Genomic DNA, 16,001 nt, shown 5'->3' on the forward strand with positions numbered 1-16,001 from the left:
GACGGCGCGGGGGGCACCCGCGCCGCTGGCGCGTCAGTGCGTCGGCGCTGCGGCCGGCGTCTCGCTGGCGGGCTTCGCCGTGCGTGCCGCGAGCGGCACGCGCACCACGAAGCGCGAGCCGCCTTCCGGCGCGTCTTCGTACGACACCGTGCCGCCGTGCATCGCAATGATGTCGTGGACGATCGCGAGGCCGAGCCCCGCGCCGGTCTCGACGCCGTTGCCGTTCTGCGCGTCGCCGCGGAAGAAGCGCTTGAACAGGTCGGCCTGCTGGTTCGCGGGCACGCCGGGGCCGTTGTCCTCGACGACGATCTCGGCGGCCGGCTGGTCGCCGTCGAGCGCACCGCGCGCGACGTTCACCGTGATCCGCGCGCCGTCCGGCCGCGCGAGCGGCACGTATTTCAGCGCATTGTCGAGCAGGTTTGCGATCACCTCGCGCAGCAGCACGGGGTTGCCGCGCACGATCAGCGTCTCGTCGTCGCCGGGATCGTCGCTGCGCTGGAAGCCGAGATCGACGTGCGCGGCGAGCGCGCGCGGCACCCATTCGGCACCCGTCTCGAACGCCATCGCCGCCAGGTCGACGCTGACGAAGCGCGCGGCCTGCTCGCCCGGCTCCGCGCGCGCGAGCGACAGCAGCTGGTTCGACAGCCGCACCGCGCGATCGGCGGCCGCGCGCAGCTCGCGCACTGCGGTATAGGTCTGCTGCGGATCGCGTGCGGTCGCAGCCTGCTCGGCGTGCAGCTTCACGGCCGTGAGCGGCGTGCGCAGCTGGTGCGCGGCGTCGGCGATGAACTTGCGCTGCGCGTCGAGCGCGGTCTTCAGGCGGCCGAGCAGCGCATTCATCGCGCTCGTCAGCGGGCGGATCTCGAGCGGCACGTCGGTTTCGTCGACCGGTTCCAGCGACGTATGGGTCTGCCGGTTCAGCGAATCGGCGAGATGCGTGAGCGGGCCGAGCTGCTGGTTCACGACGCGCCACACGATGCCCCAGCCGGCGAGCAGCAGCAGCAGCAGCGGCATCATGATCGCGACGAGGAATTCGGCCGCGATCCGGTAGCGGTGCCGCACCGGCTGCGCGACCTCGACGACCATCGGCCGGCCGCCTTCGACGTTGTCGACGCGCACCTGCGCGACGCGCACCGCGCGGTTGTCGTATTCGGCTTCGAACACGTATGCGTGATGCATGCGGCGCACGTTGATGCCGCGCAGCGGCAGCTTCGGATCGCCGGCGAGTTCCTGCTCGCCGTCGCTGATCCGGTAGATCAGCGCTTCGGCCGGATCGGAGAACATCGCCTGCGCGAGCGGCGGCACCGTGAACGGCGCGTCGGGGCCGGCGATCTGGATCTGCTTCGAGATGGCGGTCGCGAGATCGGCGAGCGAGCGGTCGATCACGTGTTGCGTGTATTGCCACGCGAGCCAGTAGGCAATCAGGCCGCTCATCAGCGCGAGCATCGACAGCGGCGCGGCGAGGCGCCGGAGCAGCGAGCGGCGCAGGCTGGTCACAGCCGGATCAGGAGACATTTCGACAGGCAAATGGATAAGCGCCGCTCACGGGGAGCGGCGCGGTCGTACGCCGGACGGCGACGTTTGGGGGCAGCGCCGCCGGCAGCCAGCGCCGGGCGCCGCCGCTCAGACGCTTGCCGTCTGGCGGATTTCCTGCAGCAGGTAGCCGAAGCCGCGCACCGTGACGATTTCGACGCGGCACTGCTCGAGCTTCTTGCGCACGCGGTGCACGTAGACTTCGATCGCGGTGTCGCCGAGATCGCCGCCGAAGTGCGTGAGATGATCCTGCAACTGCGCCTTGCTGACCACGCGGCCGTGACGCAGCAGCAGCATTTCGAGCACCGCGAATTCGCGCGGCGACAGTTCGAGCGGCTTGTCGTCGTTGAAGATGCGGCGGTCGACGCCCGACAGGCGGACGCCGCCGAGCGACACTTCCGGACGCGGCATGTCGCTGTGCGGGCCGCTGCGGCGCATCACCGCGCGGATCCGCGCTTCGAGCTCGGCCGGCTCGAACGGCTTGAGCATGTAGTCGTCGGCGCCCGAGTTCAGGCCCTGGATCCGGTCGTTCAGCTCGTCGCGTGCGGTCAGCACGATCACCGGCGTATGGCGGTTGGTCTGGCGGAAGCGCGTGAGCAGCGTCATCCCGTCGATGCCCGGCAGGCCGAGGTCGAGGATCACGAGTTCGTGGCGGTTTTGTGCCAGCGCCTGTTCGGCAAAGATGCCGTCATGCACCATGTCGACGGTGAAGCCAGCCTGTTCGAGGCTGCTCTGGATACCGCGTGCGATGGGGCGGTCGTCTTCGATCAGAAGGAGTCGCATGAAGTTCGCTCAAGTACAATGGGTTGGCGGTTCAGGCACGCGGACAGCACGACGCCGTTTCCACAGGGGCGCCGCATCGCCTGACATCAAGCATGGCGGCCAGCGAACGATTACATCCAATCATGTCCGATATTTCGATCCACGACCTCGAAGCCGCGATCAATTTCTGGCGCGCCCGCTCGCCGTCGAGCGGCGACGAACTCAAACTCTGCGAAGAGGCCAGCGCGCTCTCCAAGCCGTATGCGCTGCTGATTGTACAGCGCGGAAGCGCGCTGCAACTGGAAGGTTTGGACCCCAAGGCACGGAAAGCGTACGAGACTTACGTGCGCCTTAAGGATGGCTTGGAAAGCTGAAGGCTTTCGCTGAGTACATCGTAGAAAACGTTCATCGAAATGAAAAGTTGACGTGTCAGGCGCGGAAAATGCGCCGCGCGTCCGAATTGTGTAACCGGACGTTACGTCCGCTCGCGAGGCGGACGCGCGAGCGCATGCGCGCCGGCAATCAGGCGCCCGGGTGCGCGTGCGCGCCGGCCGCGTCGATGAACAGCGCGAGGTCGATGTCGCGCTGCGTCAGGCCGTCGGCGTCGTGCGTCGACAGCGTCACGTCGACCCGGTTGTACACGTTGAACCATTCCGGATGATGGTTCATTTCCTGCGCCTTGATCGCGACGCGCGTCATGAAGCCGAACGCCTCGTTGAAATCGGCGAAGCGCAGGCTGCGCTGGATCGCATCGCGGCCCGGCACGGCCGACCACTGCGGCACGCGTTCGAGCTGGGTCTTGCGTTCTTCTGATGTGAGCTTGTGGATCATGTTGCACCTCGTTCGGTAACGGCGCTCGCGCGCGGCACGCACCGCGCGGCGAAGCCGGCACCGGTCATTCTTTCATAGTTGGCAGACGCGCGTCGGCCGGCCCGTGCTCACGCGTCGGCATTGTCCGGCCAGCCTTCGCCGCTGCCGCGCTGCAGCACGCGATCGGTGTCGAGCACCGCGCCGGCCGCGATTTCCGGCAACGCCGCGAGCCGTGCCGCGAGCGCGCGCCCGTCGATGTCGGCGAGCGCGAACAGCTGCGCGAAGTCGTCGATCACGAAGTAGGTCTTCTGGAACGTGTCGATCCGGTACTGCGTGCGCATCACGCGCTCGAGGTCGAAGCCGAGCCGGTTCGGCGCCGCGCTCTCGACGCTGTACAGGCTCTCGCCCTTGCTCGACACGATGCCGGCGCCGTAGATCGACAATCCGTTGGTGCCGCGCGGATCGCGGATCAGCCCGAATTCCACCGTGTACCAGTACAGGCGCGCGAGCCGCGCGAGCGCCGCCGCGTCGTCGGCGACCGCGAGCGCGGCGCGGCCGTATGCCTGCATGTAGTCGGCGAACACCGGCTCGATCAGCAGCGGGACATGGCCGAACAGGTCGTGGAAGCAGTCGGGTTCCTGCAGGTAGTCGAGCTGGTCCGGGCGGCGCATCCACCAGGTGACCGGAAAGCGCCGGTTCGCGAGATGCTCGAAGAACACGCGGTCGGGCACGAGGCCCGGCACCGCGACGATTTCCCAGCCCGTCGCGGGCTTCAGCTGGCGGTTCACGTCGGCAAACGACGGCACGCGATCGGCGGGCAGCGCGATCTTGCCGAGCCCCGCGACGAACGCGTCGCACGCGCGTCCGCGCAGCAGCGCCGACTGGCGTGCATAGAGCTGCTGCCACACCGCGTGGTCGACCCGGCCGTAACGCGCGAGCGGCTGGTCGATGGTGAAATCGGCGCGGGTTTCGAGGCCCGCATCGAACTGCTCCTGCAGTTTCGCGGTGACGACGGTGGACATGATCAGGCTCTGCACGGCTGGAGTTGAGAGACATGCAAGTGTAGAGCGGGGTACGCGCGGATTGGGCGCAAAATTGGCGCTGATTTGCATGATGATGCGATAATCGCGCATCAAATCATCGAATCATGCGGAGAATAAACATGCTGGAACTCGATCACTTCGATCTCGCGCTGCTGGACGTGCTGCAGCGCTTCGGCCGCGCGACGCACCAGCAGCTCGGCGAGGAGGTGCCGCTGTCGCCGTCGCAGATCGGCCGGCGGCTGCAGCGGCTCGAGGCCGCGGGCGTGATCGAAGGCTATCGCGTGATGCTGCGGCCCGAAAAGCTCGGGCTCGGCGTGACCGCGTTCACGAGCCTGAAGCTGAAGCACCACGGCGATTCGATCATCGAGCAGTTCCAGCAGCAGATCGATGTGCTGCCCGAAGTGCTCGAGTGTCATGCGGTGGTCGGCGACGCCGACTATCTGCTGCGGATCGTCGCGCCCGACCTGAACGCGCTGTCGCAGTTCGTGATGAAGAAGCTGATGCGCGTGCCGGGCGTCGACAGCGTGCGCTCGAACATCGTGCTGACGACCTTCAAGCGCAACGGCGCGCTGCCGCTCGCGCATCTGGCGCCCGGCGCCGCCTGAGGCCGCGGCGGCGCGGCGCACCGTCGCCTGCGGGGCCGGATCAGGCTGCCTTTTCCTGCGCGTCGGCGTTCAGCAGGTCGACGTAGGCGACCGCGACCAGATCGTCCGGCGACACGCCGAGCTTCGTAAACACGTCGTGCGCCTCGGCTTCGCCGCCCGCTTCGTCGTCGTCGGGGCCGAGCACGACTTCCAGTTCGATGAAGTCGCCGAGGCCGTCGACGCGGTCGAGGTGGATGCGCGTGCGTCCCGCGAGATAGACGTGGCGCTCCTTCGTGACGATGCCGCGTGTGGTCAGCGCGGTGGCGAGCAGCGCGTGCATCGCGTCGGGGTTCGTCACCGGGCTGCGCGTGTAGTACGACGCCTTCGGGCCGTCGCGATCGTCGCGCTGGTAGAAGATCAGCTCGGCCGGCGTGCCGTCCTCGAAGCGGCGCAGCTTCAGCCGGCCGCGCGGCACGTCGTAGAAGAAATCCTGCTGGCGATAGAACAGCGGCGCTTCGGTCGCAAGCGTAGCCGCCTGTTCGCGCAGCCGCTCGAACTCACGGGCGCGGGCTTTGATCTCGATGTTGCGGGCCATGCGGGTCTCCTTCAATCGACAAGGGTCTCGCGAGTGTGCGAATGCACAATCTAGCAAAAAGGCCGCGACGGCGGCGTGACGGCGACATGGCGTGGGCGCCTCGCGGCGAAGCGACGCGCGGCCTGCCGCAGCGGCAGCGCTGCGCTCCGTGCAGCACGCCACGCCGTTTCATCAGCGCCGCTCATATCGCCCACTGCGTCTCGATCAGCGTAAGCGCGGCCGCGATCGCGGGCTCGTCGCGCCGCGCGGCGAGCGTCACGAAGCTCAGCTCGGTCGGCACCGTCACGCGCTCGACGATCGTCAGCGCGTGGGCGTGCGCCTCGGCCAGCGCGGTCGAATCGCGCGCGAGCGTCAGACCGATCCCTGATTTCACGAGGTCGAGCATCGACTGTTCCTGGTCGACTTCGGCGACCTTCACCGGCTGCGCACCGGCTTGCGCGAAGCGCCGCGACAGCAGCCGGTTGTGCGCGGACGCGGGCGGCGTCCAGATCCACGGCAGCGCGGCGAGCGCGCGCCAGTCGTGCGCGCGCTGCACGCGCTCCTTCCAGCCGGCCGGTGCGAGCACGCGGTACTGGAAACGCGTGAGCGTGACCGTGTGGAACAGCGCGCCGTCGCGCGGATCGTCGTCGCCGGGCCGGCCGATGTAGTAGCCGGCGTCGAGCGCCTGCGTGCGCACCTGTTCGAGCACCCAGCCCGACATGCCGTGGCGCAGCGCGGTCTCGATCTGCGGATGGGTCTCGACGAGCGCGCGCAGGAAGCCGCCGAGGCGCAGGAAGCCGGGATCGAGGATCGTGCCGATCCGCAGCCGGCCGCGCACCTCGTGACGCAGCGCGGCAGCCGCGCGTTCGACGTCGGCGGCCGCGGCGAGCGCGCGCTCCGCATGCGGCAGCAGCGTCTGGCCGTCGCGCGTGAGCAGCAGCCCGTGCGACGTGCGCGTAAACAGCGCGACGCCCAGCGTTTCCTGCAGATGCTTGATCCGCAGGCTGACGGCCGGCTGCGTCAGGTGCAGTTGCGCGGCGGCGCGCGTCAGGTTGCCTTCGCGGGCGACCGTCGCGAACGCGCGGAGCAGGGTGAGATCCATCGTCGTGATATGAGCGCGGCTTATAACGCGGTTCAGCATAACTCATTGGATCGGCGGCCGGCAGCGGGAGTACGCTTCATCGACCGGATCGGCCGGTGATCCGGCGGTTCGGCGATCTGCAGGAGAGGCGCGCCGGCCGCGACATGACGAACGCCGCGCATGCGACGCATGGCGCACTATGCTGGAAATGCCGGGCGGCATCGCGCCGCGCGGCGCACAACAAGGAAGGGGACACGCCGTGAATGCTCAACGCACGCTCGAGGGCGAATTCGATTACGTGATCGTCGGCGCGGGCACCGCGGGCTGCGTGCTCGCGAACCGCCTGACCGAGGATCCGGATATCCGCGTGCTGCTGCTCGAAGCGGGCGGCAAGGACGACTATCACTGGATCCATATCCCGGTCGGCTATCTGTACTGCATCGGCAATCCGCGCACCGACTGGCTGTACAAGACGCAGCCCGAAGCGGGGCTCAACGGCCGCGCGCTGTCGTATCCGCGCGGGCGCGTGCTCGGCGGCTGCTCGTCGATCAACGGAATGATCTACATGCGCGGCCAGCGCGACGATTACGACCGCTGGGCGCGCGAGACCGGCGATGCGGGCTGGTCGTGGGACAGCGTGCTGCCGGTCTTCAAGCGCAGCGAGGATCACCATGCGGGCGCGAGCGACGCGCACGGCGCGGGCGGCTACTGGCGCGTCGAAAAGCAGCGGCTGCGCTGGGAGATCCTCGAATCGTTCGCGCAGGCCGCGCAACAGACGGGCATACCCGCCACCGACGATTTCAACCGCGGCGACAATTCGGGGGTCGGCTATTTCGAGGTCAACCAGAAGCGCGGCGTGCGCTGGAATACGTCGAAGGCGTTCCTGCGGCCCGCGATGGCGCGCCCGAACCTGACCGTGATCACCGGCGCGCATGCGCAGCGCGTGATCTTCGACGGGCGGCGCGCGGTCGGCGTCGAATACCGCGGCGGCGGCACCGACTACGTCGCGCGCGCACGCGTCGAAGTGCTGCTCACGTCGGGCGCGGTGAATTCGCCGCAGCTGCTCGAACTGTCGGGCATCGGCGACGGCCGCCGGCTGCAGGCGCTCGGCATCGACGTCGTGCAGGACCTGCCGGGCGTCGGCGAGAACCTGCAGGATCACCTGCAGCTGCGCATGGCGTTTCGCGTCGAAGGCGTGCGCACGCTGAACACGCTCGCCGCGAACTGGTGGGGCAAGCTGATGATCGGCGCCCAATATGCGCTGCTGCAGCGCGGGCCGATGTCGATGGCGCCGTCGCAGCTCGGCGCGTTCGCGAAATCCGATCCGGACGATCCGGCGCTGACGAGCCCCGATCTCGAGTACCACGTGCAGCCGCTGTCGCTCGAGCGCTTCGGCGAGCCGCTGCACCGCTTCAATGCATTTACCGCGTCGGTGTGCCATCTGCGGCCGACCTCGCGTGGCAGCGTGCACATCGCGAGCACCGATCCGCACGCGGCGCCCGTGATCGCGCCGAACTACCTGACGACCGACCACGATCGCCGCGTCGCCGCGAACGCGCTGCGGCTGACGCGCCGCATCGCGTCCGCGCCGGCGCTCGCGCGCTATCGTCCCGAGGAAATCCTGCCCGGTCCGCGCTACCGGACCGAAGCGGAATTGCAGGAGGCGGCAGGGGCGGTCGGCACGACGATCTTCCACCCGGTCGGCACCTGCCGGATGGGCCGCGCGGACGACGAACGCGCGGTCGTCGACAGCCGGCTGCGCGTGCGCGGCATCGCGGGGCTGCGGATCGTCGATGCGTCGGTGATGCCGTTCATCACGTCCGGCAACACCAATTCGCCGACGCTGATGATCGCGGAACGCGCGAGCGACATGATCCGCGCCGATCGCCGCGCGGCGCGCGACGCGACGCCGGTGCAAACCGATGCGGCCGTGACGGTTGCGTGACGAAACACCCCGCGGGCGGCCATCCCGTGATCGGGATGGTCCGCTGATTCGCATAGCGAAGAATCGCGCGCGGCGACGGCGATCGGCCCTGCACGATTCGTGCACGCCGCGCGCTTGCGCGGTTTTTTTGTCGATGCGATGCCGTTCGTGCACGTATCGAGTGCGCGCGCAGCCACGAAAAAACACGCCGAAAACCGTGCGCCGGCGCACCCGGCATCGCGGCCAGCCCTATAAGTGCAAATCCCGATGATTGCACTGCACCAACGGCGCGACAATGACGCGCAGTGTGCATACGCGTCGGCGCGGGAGACCACCCTCGAGGCGTAAACGGCGTCCGGGGGCAGCCCGCCGATCCGCTGACCTGTTCGCGGCCGCTTGCGCGAATCTTCCCGGTGCTTCGCCTGACTTCGTACGGAAGGGAACATGATTCTCGGCGACACGATTCTGGAAACACGCGGACTGACGAAGGAATTCAGGGGCTTCACCGCCGTGAACGGCGTCAACCTGCGTGTGCGCCGCGGCGCGATCCATGCGCTGATCGGTCCGAACGGCGCGGGCAAGACCACCTGCTTCAACCTGCTGACCAAGTTCCTGACGCCGACGGCCGGCCAGATCGTCTTCAACGGGATCGACATCACCGACGAGCGGCCCGCGCAGGTCGCGCGGCGCGGCATCATCCGCTCGTTCCAGATCTCGGCCGTATTCCCGCATCTCACCGCATTGCAGAACGTGCGCATCGGCCTGCAGCGCGCGCTCGGCACCGAATTCCACTTCTGGCGCAGCGAACGCACGCTCCGGCGCCTCGACGATCGCGCGATGGACCTGCTCACGCAGGTCGGCCTGACCGATTTCGCGAACGTGCGGACCGTCGAGCTCGCATATGGTCGCAAGCGCGCGCTCGAGATCGCGACGACGCTCGCGATGGAGCCCGAACTGATGCTGCTCGACGAGCCCACGCAAGGGATGGGCCACGAGGACGTCGACCGCGTGACCGCGCTGATCAAGAAGGTCGCGAGCGGCCGCACGATCCTGATGGTCGAGCACAACATGAACGTGATCGCCGGCATCTCCGACACGATTACCGTCCTGCAGCGCGGCGAGGTGCTCGCCGAAGGCTCGTACGCGGAGGTGTCGAAGAATCCGCTCGTGATCGAGGCCTACATGGGCAGCGCCGATGCGGCGCTCGCGGGAGCCCACGCATGAAGCACAGCGAACGGGAGGAACGCGAATTGAGCGGCGTCGAAAGCGGTACGCCCGCGCTGGAGATCACGGGGCTCGAAGCCTGGTACGGGGAATCCCACATATTGCACGGTGTCGACCTGAGCGTGCACCGCGGCGAGGTCGTCACGCTGCTCGGCCGCAACGGCGCGGGCCGCACGACGACGCTGCGCGCGATCATGGGCCTCACCGGCCGCCGCAGCGGCTCGATCAAGGTCGCGGGCAACGAGACGATCGGCCTCGCCACGCATCGCATCGCGCATTTCGGCGTCGGCTACTGCCCTGAGGAGCGCGGGATCTTCTCGAGCCTGTCGTGCGAGGAGAACCTGCTGCTGCCGCCGCCGATCGGGCCGCGCGAGCACGCAATGCCGCTCGACGAGATCTACGCGATGTTCCCGAACCTCGCGTCGCGCCGGCAGAGCCAGGGCACGCGGCTGTCCGGCGGCGAGCAGCAGATGCTCGCGGTCGCGCGGATCCTGCGCACGGGCGCGAACCTGCTGCTGCTCGACGAGATTTCCGAGGGCCTCGCGCCGGTGATCGTGCAGGCGCTCGCGCGCATGATCGTCGCGCTGAAGTCGCGCGGCTACACGATCGTGATGGTCGAGCAGAATTTCCGCTTCGCCGCGCCGCTCGCCGATCGCTTCTACGTGATGGAGCACGGCCGCATCGTCGAGCATTTCCGCGCCACCGAACTGGAAGGCAAGATGCCGATCCTTCACGACCTGCTCGGGGTGTGACGCCGCCCCGTTTCCGTTGCCGCTAGCCGTGGCGGCCGTCGAATAACCACAACGCATCAGAACAACAGGAGACGTCAATGAAAATGAAGACCCTCGCACACGCGTGCCTTGCGCTCGCGAGCGCCGCATTCACCGCCGGCGCCGCGCATGCCGCGGATAGCGTGAAGATCGGTTTCATCACCGACATGTCGGGGCTTTACGCGGACATCGACGGGCAGGGCGGCCTCGAGGCGATCCGGATGGCGGTCGCCGATTTCGGCGGCAAGGTGCTCGGCAAGCCGATCGAGGTCGTCTACGCCGATCACCAGAACAAGGCCGACATCGCCGCGTCGAAGGCGCGCGAATGGATGGACCGCGGCGGGCTCGACCTGCTGGTCGGCGGCACGAATTCGGCCACCGCGCTGTCGATGAACCAGGTCGCGGCCGAGAAGAAGAAGGTCTACATCAACATCGGCGCGGGCGCCGACACGCTGACCAACGAGCAGTGCACGCCGTATACGGTCCACTACGCGTACGACACGATGGCGCTCGCGAAGGGCACCGGCTCGGCGGTGGTGAAGCAGGGCGGCAAGACGTGGTTCTTCCTGACCGCCGACTACGCGTTCGGCAAGGCGCTCGAGAAGAACACGTCGGACGTCGTGAAGGCGAATGGCGGGCAGGTGCTCGGCTCGGTGCGCCATCCGCTGTCCGCGTCGGACTTCTCGTCGTTTCTGCTGCAGGCGCAGTCGTCGAAGGCGCAGATCCTCGGCCTCGCGAACGCCGGCGGCGACACGATCAATTCGATCAAGGCCGCGAAGGAGTTCGGCATCACCAAGACGATGAAGATCGCCGCGCTGCTGATGTTCATCGACGACGTGCACAGCCTCGGCCTCGAGACGACGCAGGGCCTCGTGCTGACCGACAGCTGGTACTGGAACCGCGACGCGGCATCGCGCCAGTGGGCGCAGCGCTACTTCGGCAAGATGAAGAAGATGCCGTCGAGCCTGCAGGCGGCCGACTATTCGTCGGTGACGACCTACCTGAAGGCGGTGCAGGCGGCCGGCACGACCGACTCCGACAAGGTGATGGCCGAGCTGAAGAAGATGAAGATCAACGACTTCTACGCGAAGGGCTACATCCGCCAGGACGGCAGCATGATCCACGACATGTATCTGATGGAGGTGAAGAAGCCGTCCGAGTCGAAGGAGCCGTGGGACTACTACAAGGTGCTCGCGACGATTCCGGGCGAACAGGCATTCGCGACCAAGCAGGAATCGCGCTGCGCGCTGTGGAAGTAGGCATGACGCCGCGGCGCGCATCGCGCGTGCCGCGGGCCTGCGGCCGCCGCGACGTGCCCGCGGCGCCGCCCGCACGCGCGATGCGTGACAGGTTGCGCGCGCAACGAAACTCATTCTGACGGCAAAGTCGATGGAAATCTTTGGCATTCCGTTGCCGGCGATGCTGAGCCAGTTGCTGCTCGGGCTCGTCAACGGCTCGTTCTACGCGATCCTGAGCCTCGGGCTCGCGGTAATTTTCGGGCTGCTCAACGTGATCAACTTCGCGCACGGCGCGCTGTTCATGCTGGGCGCGATGCTCGCGTGGATGGGGCTGTCGTATTTCGGGCTGCCGTACTGGGCGATGCTGGTGCTCGCGCCGCTGATCGTCGGTGCGTTCGGGATCCTGATCGAGCGCTCGATGCTGCGCTGGCTGTACAAGCTCGATCACCTGTACGGGCTGCTGCTGACGTTCGGCCTGACGCTGGTCGTCGAAGGCGTGTTCCGCTCGATCTACGGCTCGTCGGGGCAGCCGTACGACGTGCCGTCGCAGCTGTCCGGCGCGACCAACCTCGGCTTCATGTTCCTGCCGAACTACCGCGCGTGGGTCGTCGTCGCGTCGCTCGCGGTGTGCCTCGCGACCTGGTTCGTGATCGAGAAGACGCGCCTGGGCGCCTACCTGCGCGCGGGCACCGAGAACCCGAAGCTGGTCGAGGCGTTCGGCGTGAACGTACCGATGATGATCACGCTCACCTACGGGTTCGGCGTCGCGCTCGCCGCGTTCGCCGGCGTGCTGGCCGCGCCGGTGATCCAGGTGTCGCCGCTGATGGGCCAGCCGATGATCATCACCGTGTTCGCGGTGGTCGTGATCGGCGGGATGGGATCGATCCTCGGCTCGATCGTCACGGGCCTGCTGCTCGGCGTGATCGAGGGCTTCACGCGCGTGTTCTACCCCGAAGCGTCGGCGACGGTCGTGTTCGTGATCATGGCGATCGTGCTGCTGATTCGCCCGGCGGGCCTGTTCGGCAAGGAAAAATGATGCAGAGAAAAGTGCTCTACGGTGTGCTGCTCGCCGCACTGCTCGTCGCGCCGTTCATCGGCGCGTATCCGGTGTTCGTGATGAAGGTGCTCGCGTTCGCCCTGTTCGCGGCCGCGTTCAACCTGCTGATCGGCTATACGGGGCTGCTGTCGTTCGGCCATGCGATGTTCCTCGCGACGGCCGGCTATGCGACCGGCTATTCGATGCAGACGCTCGGTTTCACGCCCGAGCTCGGCGTGCTCGCGGGCACCGTGGCCGCGACGCTGCTCGGGCTCGCGGTGGGCCTGTTCGCGATCCGCCGGCAGGGGATCTACTTCGCGATGATCACGCTCGCGTTCGCGCAGATGGTCTACTTCATCTACCTGCAGGCGCCGTTCACGCACGGCGAGGACGGGCTGCAGGGCGTGCCGCGCGGCCGGCTGTTCGGGCTGCTCGACCTGTCGAACGACGTCGCGCTGTACTACGTGGTGCTGGCCGTGATCGTCGCCGCGTGCGCGTTCATCGTGCGCGTCGTCCATTCGCCGTTCGGCCAGGTGCTGATCGCGATCAAGGAGAATGAGGCGCGCGCGATCTCGCTCGGCTACGACACCGACCGCTTCAAGCTGCTCGCCTTCGTGTTGTCGGCGGGGCTTGCGGGGCTGGCCGGCTCGCTGAAGGTGCTGGTGCTCGGCTTCGAGACGCTGTCCGACGCGTACTGGACGATGTCGGGCCTCGTCGTGCTGATGACGCTCGTCGGCGGGATGGGCACGCTGTTCGGGCCGCTGCTCGGCGCGGCGCTGATCGTCGCGCTCGAGGATCGTCTCGGCGATATCGGCGAATGGCTCGCGTCGACCACCGGCATCGGCTGGTTTCATTCGCTCGGCGAATCGGCGACGATCGTCACCGGGCTGATCTTCATTGCGTGCGTGCTCGCGTTCCGGCGCGGGATCGTCGGCGAGATGATCGCGCGGGTCAAGCCGCTCCGGGCATCGTAGCGGCGCGGCAGCGCGGTGGCCGGCGTTGATGCGAAGCACCATCCGGCATCGTCGGCGCGGCCCCGGCGGCAGGCCCGGGCCGGTGCCGCGCGGCAAGCTGGTGCCCCAATTTCGTGCGGCGATGCACCATAGGGGTAAATGCTAAGTTGCCGTGCCCGGTCAGCATCTTTAATATTCGTTTCAGTTCTGATGCACCGCGAAACGAATTTTGCAGGTGGAGAACGAGGAGACAATCGAGGCACAAAGTGCCCGGACCCCAAAGCGCTGTTGGACGGAATCCAACAGCGCTTTTTCATTTGTGCGCCGGATTTCCGTTGCACGTGCATGCATCGATCGGCGCGATGCGCGTTTGCGCCGTGTATCGTTTCGTGCGCACGCATCGTCGCGCGTCCTCTCCCGTCCCCGCGTTTTTCCTTTTCGCCAATCGGTCGTCGCGCCGTGCAGCCGCCATATGCCGGCCGTTCGGGCTTACCCGGTTGGCGTGCGCAAAATGCGTCCGTTACACTCGCCTTTCGCCGACCGGGCGGTCGGGAAACTCGGTCGGCAGTTCCCCCTACAAGCAGAATGCAGAACAGGGAGTGCGGTTGAATGACAAGCGCAGGACGATGGATCGGGGCAGAAAGGGCGGCTGGCGCCGCTCGCGCGGCGTCGCGCACGGGTAGGGGCGTCGCGGCATTTGCGGGCCGTCCTGCGGCCTGTCTGCGCGTCGCCTGCGTGACGCCGCCGTTGCGGGTCGTTGCTCCTGCATCCATCTGCACGCGGCTGGTGCATCGCGCCGGTTTCACGGGTTTTCGAGCCGCATGAGCTGCCGCTTTCCCGTTTTCCCGCCGTCCCGCCGAGGGCCATGCCGCGCCGCATCGGCGCGCATGTCGACGATCGTTGCGCTCGCAACGATCGTTTCCAGAATTTCACGTCGCTTCATCCTGACGACACTGCCGCTGCGCATCGTGACGGGAGAACGTTCGCGCGCTGCGCGTGCGTTGCCGTCGTCCTGGCCCGTGCAGCGGTCGCGGCGTTTCACGGGAAAACGAGCGTAGGCGGGACAATGCGAGATAGTTAAATTATTAACTTGTTTGAGGACCGGGCGCCGCCGAGCGACCCGCGGATTTTTCGAGCAGCGTTTGGAGACAAGCTAAATGAAGATGAATCGATGGATGGAGGCCGTGCTGGCGGTGGGCTTCGCGTGCGCGGCGACAACCGCGGCGGCGCAGGTGAAGATCGGCGTGACGCTGTCGGCCACCGGGCCGGCCGCCTCGCTCGGCATTCCGGAAAAGAACACGATCGCGCTGCTGCCGAAGGAAATCGCCGGCAAGAGCGTGCAGTACATCGTGCTCGACGACGCGTCCGACACGAGCCGCGCGGTGCAGAACGTGCGCAAGCTGATCGACGAGGATCACGTCGACGCGATCATCGGTTCGTCCGTCACGCCGAACTCGCTCGCGATGCTCGATCCGGTATCGCAGGGCAAGACGCCGACGATCTCGCTCGCGGCGAGCGCGCAGATCATCGCGCCGATGGACGCGAAGCGCGCCTGGAGCTTCAAGGTGCCGCAGAACGACCAGCTGATGGCGGATGCGATCGCCGGCTATATGGCCAAGCACGGCGTGAAGACGGTCGGCTTCATCGGCTTCGCCGACGCGTACGGCGACAGCTGGTACAACACGTTCAGCGCGGCCGCCGCGAAGAACGGCATCAAGATCGTCTCGAACGAGCGCTACGCGCGCACCGATGCGTCGGTGATGGGGCAGGTACTGAAGCTGATCGGCTCGAACCCCGATGCGGTGCTGATCGCCGGTTCCGGCACGCCGGCGGCGCTGCCGGCGAAGACGCTGAAGGAGCGCGGCTACAAAGGCAAGGTCTACCAGACGCACGGCGTCGCGAACAACGACTTCCTGCGCGTGTGCGGCAAGGATTGCGAAGGCGAGATCCTGCCGGCCGGCCCGGTGCTCGTCACAGACCAGCTGCCCGATTCGAATCCGGTGAAGAAGCCCGCGCTCGCGTACAAGGCCGCGTACGAGAAGGCCTATGGCGCCGGCTCGCTCGCGACCTTCGGCGGCCATGCGTGGGACGCGGGGCTGCTGCTGCAGCGTGCGATTCCGGAAGCGCTGAAGAAGGGCCAGCCGGGCACCGAGGCGTTCCGCGAGGCGCTGCGTGCGGCAATCGAGAACGTGAAGGATCTGCCTGTGTCGCACGGCGTGATCAACATGACGCCGACCGATCACAACGGCTTTGACACGCGTGCGCGTGTGATGGTGCAGATCGTCGACGGCAAGTGGAAGTTGCAGGCCGAATGAGTGTCACGTGAAACCGGCGTGCGCGGTGCGGATGCTGCCGCGCACGCCGTCGGCCGGACGCGCGCCCGAGCGCCGCGGCCGCGCCGAGTGGAACCCCGGCCGCCGCATGCGCCTGCGTTGCGCGCGCCCGCGCGGTTCCGGTTCGCAGTTTTCC

16 protein-coding genes are annotated in these 16,001 nt (G+C 67.5%); 9 read left to right on the forward strand and 7 right to left on the reverse strand.

What is annotated here, in order from left to right; all coding sequences use genetic code 11:
* Positions 1-33 precede the first annotated feature (33 nt).
* Together BST28156_RS22410 and BST28156_RS22415 are read right to left on the reverse strand one after the other, a co-directional pair.
* Complete coding sequence (locus BST28156_RS22410) at positions 34-1,515, reverse strand: sensor histidine kinase (RefSeq protein ID WP_060240227.1); 1,482 nt, start codon at positions 1,513-1,515, stop codon at positions 34-36.
* A 108-nt stretch (positions 1,516-1,623) separates the two neighbouring features.
* Positions 1,624-2,316, reverse strand: a complete 693-nt coding sequence (locus BST28156_RS22415) for a response regulator (RefSeq protein ID WP_006401494.1) — start codon at positions 2,314-2,316, stop codon at positions 1,624-1,626.
* A 122-nt stretch (positions 2,317-2,438) separates the two neighbouring features.
* Between BST28156_RS22415 and BST28156_RS22420 the strand changes: the two genes are divergently transcribed.
* Positions 2,439-2,669: a DUF3717 domain-containing protein gene (locus tag BST28156_RS22420; protein WP_009691787.1), complete on the forward strand. Its 231-nt coding sequence runs from the start codon at positions 2,439-2,441 to the stop codon at positions 2,667-2,669.
* A gap of 148 nt (positions 2,670-2,817) precedes the next feature.
* Here the strand turns inward: BST28156_RS22420 and BST28156_RS22425 are convergent, their stop codons facing one another.
* A complete protein-coding gene (locus tag BST28156_RS22425; protein WP_060240229.1) occupies positions 2,818-3,126 on the reverse strand; it encodes a 4a-hydroxytetrahydrobiopterin dehydratase in 309 nt (102 codons plus the stop codon).
* Positions 3,127-3,233: 107 nt separating this feature from the next.
* Positions 3,234-4,127 carry a phenylalanine 4-monooxygenase gene (gene phhA / locus BST28156_RS22430; protein WP_217451818.1) on the reverse strand — a complete coding sequence of 298 codons (894 nt, stop codon included), beginning with the start codon at positions 4,125-4,127 and terminating at the stop codon, positions 3,234-3,236.
* A 140-nt stretch (positions 4,128-4,267) separates the two neighbouring features.
* Between phhA and BST28156_RS22435 the strand changes: the two genes are divergently transcribed.
* Positions 4,268-4,753 carry an Lrp/AsnC family transcriptional regulator gene (locus tag BST28156_RS22435; RefSeq protein ID WP_006408082.1) on the forward strand — a complete coding sequence of 162 codons (486 nt, stop codon included), beginning with the start codon at positions 4,268-4,270 and terminating at the stop codon, positions 4,751-4,753.
* Positions 4,754-4,793: 40 nt separating this feature from the next.
* On the opposite strand, the gene BST28156_RS22440 is transcribed toward BST28156_RS22435, so the two are convergent.
* Complete coding sequence (locus BST28156_RS22440) at positions 4,794-5,327, reverse strand: class IV adenylate cyclase (protein ID WP_174903395.1); 534 nt, start codon at positions 5,325-5,327, stop codon at positions 4,794-4,796.
* A gap of 181 nt (positions 5,328-5,508) precedes the next feature.
* Positions 5,509-6,408: a LysR family transcriptional regulator gene (locus BST28156_RS22445; protein ID WP_060240233.1), complete on the reverse strand. Its 900-nt coding sequence runs from the start codon at positions 6,406-6,408 to the stop codon at positions 5,509-5,511.
* A gap of 238 nt (positions 6,409-6,646) precedes the next feature.
* Here BST28156_RS22445 and BST28156_RS22450 point away from each other — a divergent pair, with 238 nt between their 5' ends.
* The 6 genes from BST28156_RS22450 to BST28156_RS22475 all read left to right on the forward strand — a co-directional run bounded on the left by BST28156_RS22450 (position 6,647) and on the right by BST28156_RS22475 (position 13,553).
* A complete protein-coding gene (locus tag BST28156_RS22450; RefSeq protein ID WP_174903396.1) occupies positions 6,647-8,332 on the forward strand; it encodes a GMC family oxidoreductase in 1,686 nt (561 codons plus the stop codon).
* 423 nt (positions 8,333-8,755) lie between these two features.
* The gene (locus BST28156_RS22455) at positions 8,756-9,535 is read left to right on the forward strand and encodes an ABC transporter ATP-binding protein (protein ID WP_060240237.1); all 780 of its coding nucleotides are present in this window, start codon (positions 8,756-8,758) and stop codon (positions 9,533-9,535) included.
* The gene (locus BST28156_RS22460) at positions 9,532-10,287 is read left to right on the forward strand and encodes an ABC transporter ATP-binding protein (RefSeq protein ID WP_060240239.1); all 756 of its coding nucleotides are present in this window, start codon (positions 9,532-9,534) and stop codon (positions 10,285-10,287) included. Before BST28156_RS22455 ends, BST28156_RS22460 begins: the two co-directional genes overlap by 4 nt.
* 77 nt (positions 10,288-10,364) lie before the next feature.
* Positions 10,365-11,564: an ABC transporter substrate-binding protein gene (locus BST28156_RS22465; RefSeq protein ID WP_059605079.1), complete on the forward strand. Its 1,200-nt coding sequence runs from the start codon at positions 10,365-10,367 to the stop codon at positions 11,562-11,564.
* A gap of 130 nt (positions 11,565-11,694) precedes the next feature.
* Positions 11,695-12,579, forward strand: coding sequence for a branched-chain amino acid ABC transporter permease (locus BST28156_RS22470; RefSeq protein ID WP_059516065.1), 885 nt, complete (start codon positions 11,695-11,697; stop codon positions 12,577-12,579).
* The gene (locus BST28156_RS22475; protein WP_040129056.1) at positions 12,579-13,553 is read left to right on the forward strand and encodes a branched-chain amino acid ABC transporter permease; all 975 of its coding nucleotides are present in this window, start codon (positions 12,579-12,581) and stop codon (positions 13,551-13,553) included. Before BST28156_RS22470 ends, BST28156_RS22475 begins: the two co-directional genes overlap by 1 nt.
* Before the next feature lie 781 nt (positions 13,554-14,334).
* Here BST28156_RS22475 and BST28156_RS22480 read toward each other — a convergent pair.
* The gene (locus BST28156_RS22480) at positions 14,335-14,574 is read right to left on the reverse strand and encodes a hypothetical protein (RefSeq protein WP_174903397.1); all 240 of its coding nucleotides are present in this window, start codon (positions 14,572-14,574) and stop codon (positions 14,335-14,337) included.
* A 115-nt stretch (positions 14,575-14,689) separates the two neighbouring features.
* On the opposite strand from BST28156_RS22480, the gene BST28156_RS22485 reads away from it, so the two are divergent.
* Positions 14,690-15,847: an ABC transporter substrate-binding protein gene (locus tag BST28156_RS22485; RefSeq protein WP_060240241.1), complete on the forward strand. Its 1,158-nt coding sequence runs from the start codon at positions 14,690-14,692 to the stop codon at positions 15,845-15,847.
* The last annotated feature ends 154 nt before the right edge of the window (positions 15,848-16,001 follow it).

The organism is Burkholderia pseudomultivorans, from assembly GCF_902499075.1.
Taxonomy (GTDB): domain Bacteria; phylum Pseudomonadota; class Gammaproteobacteria; order Burkholderiales; family Burkholderiaceae; genus Burkholderia; species Burkholderia pseudomultivorans.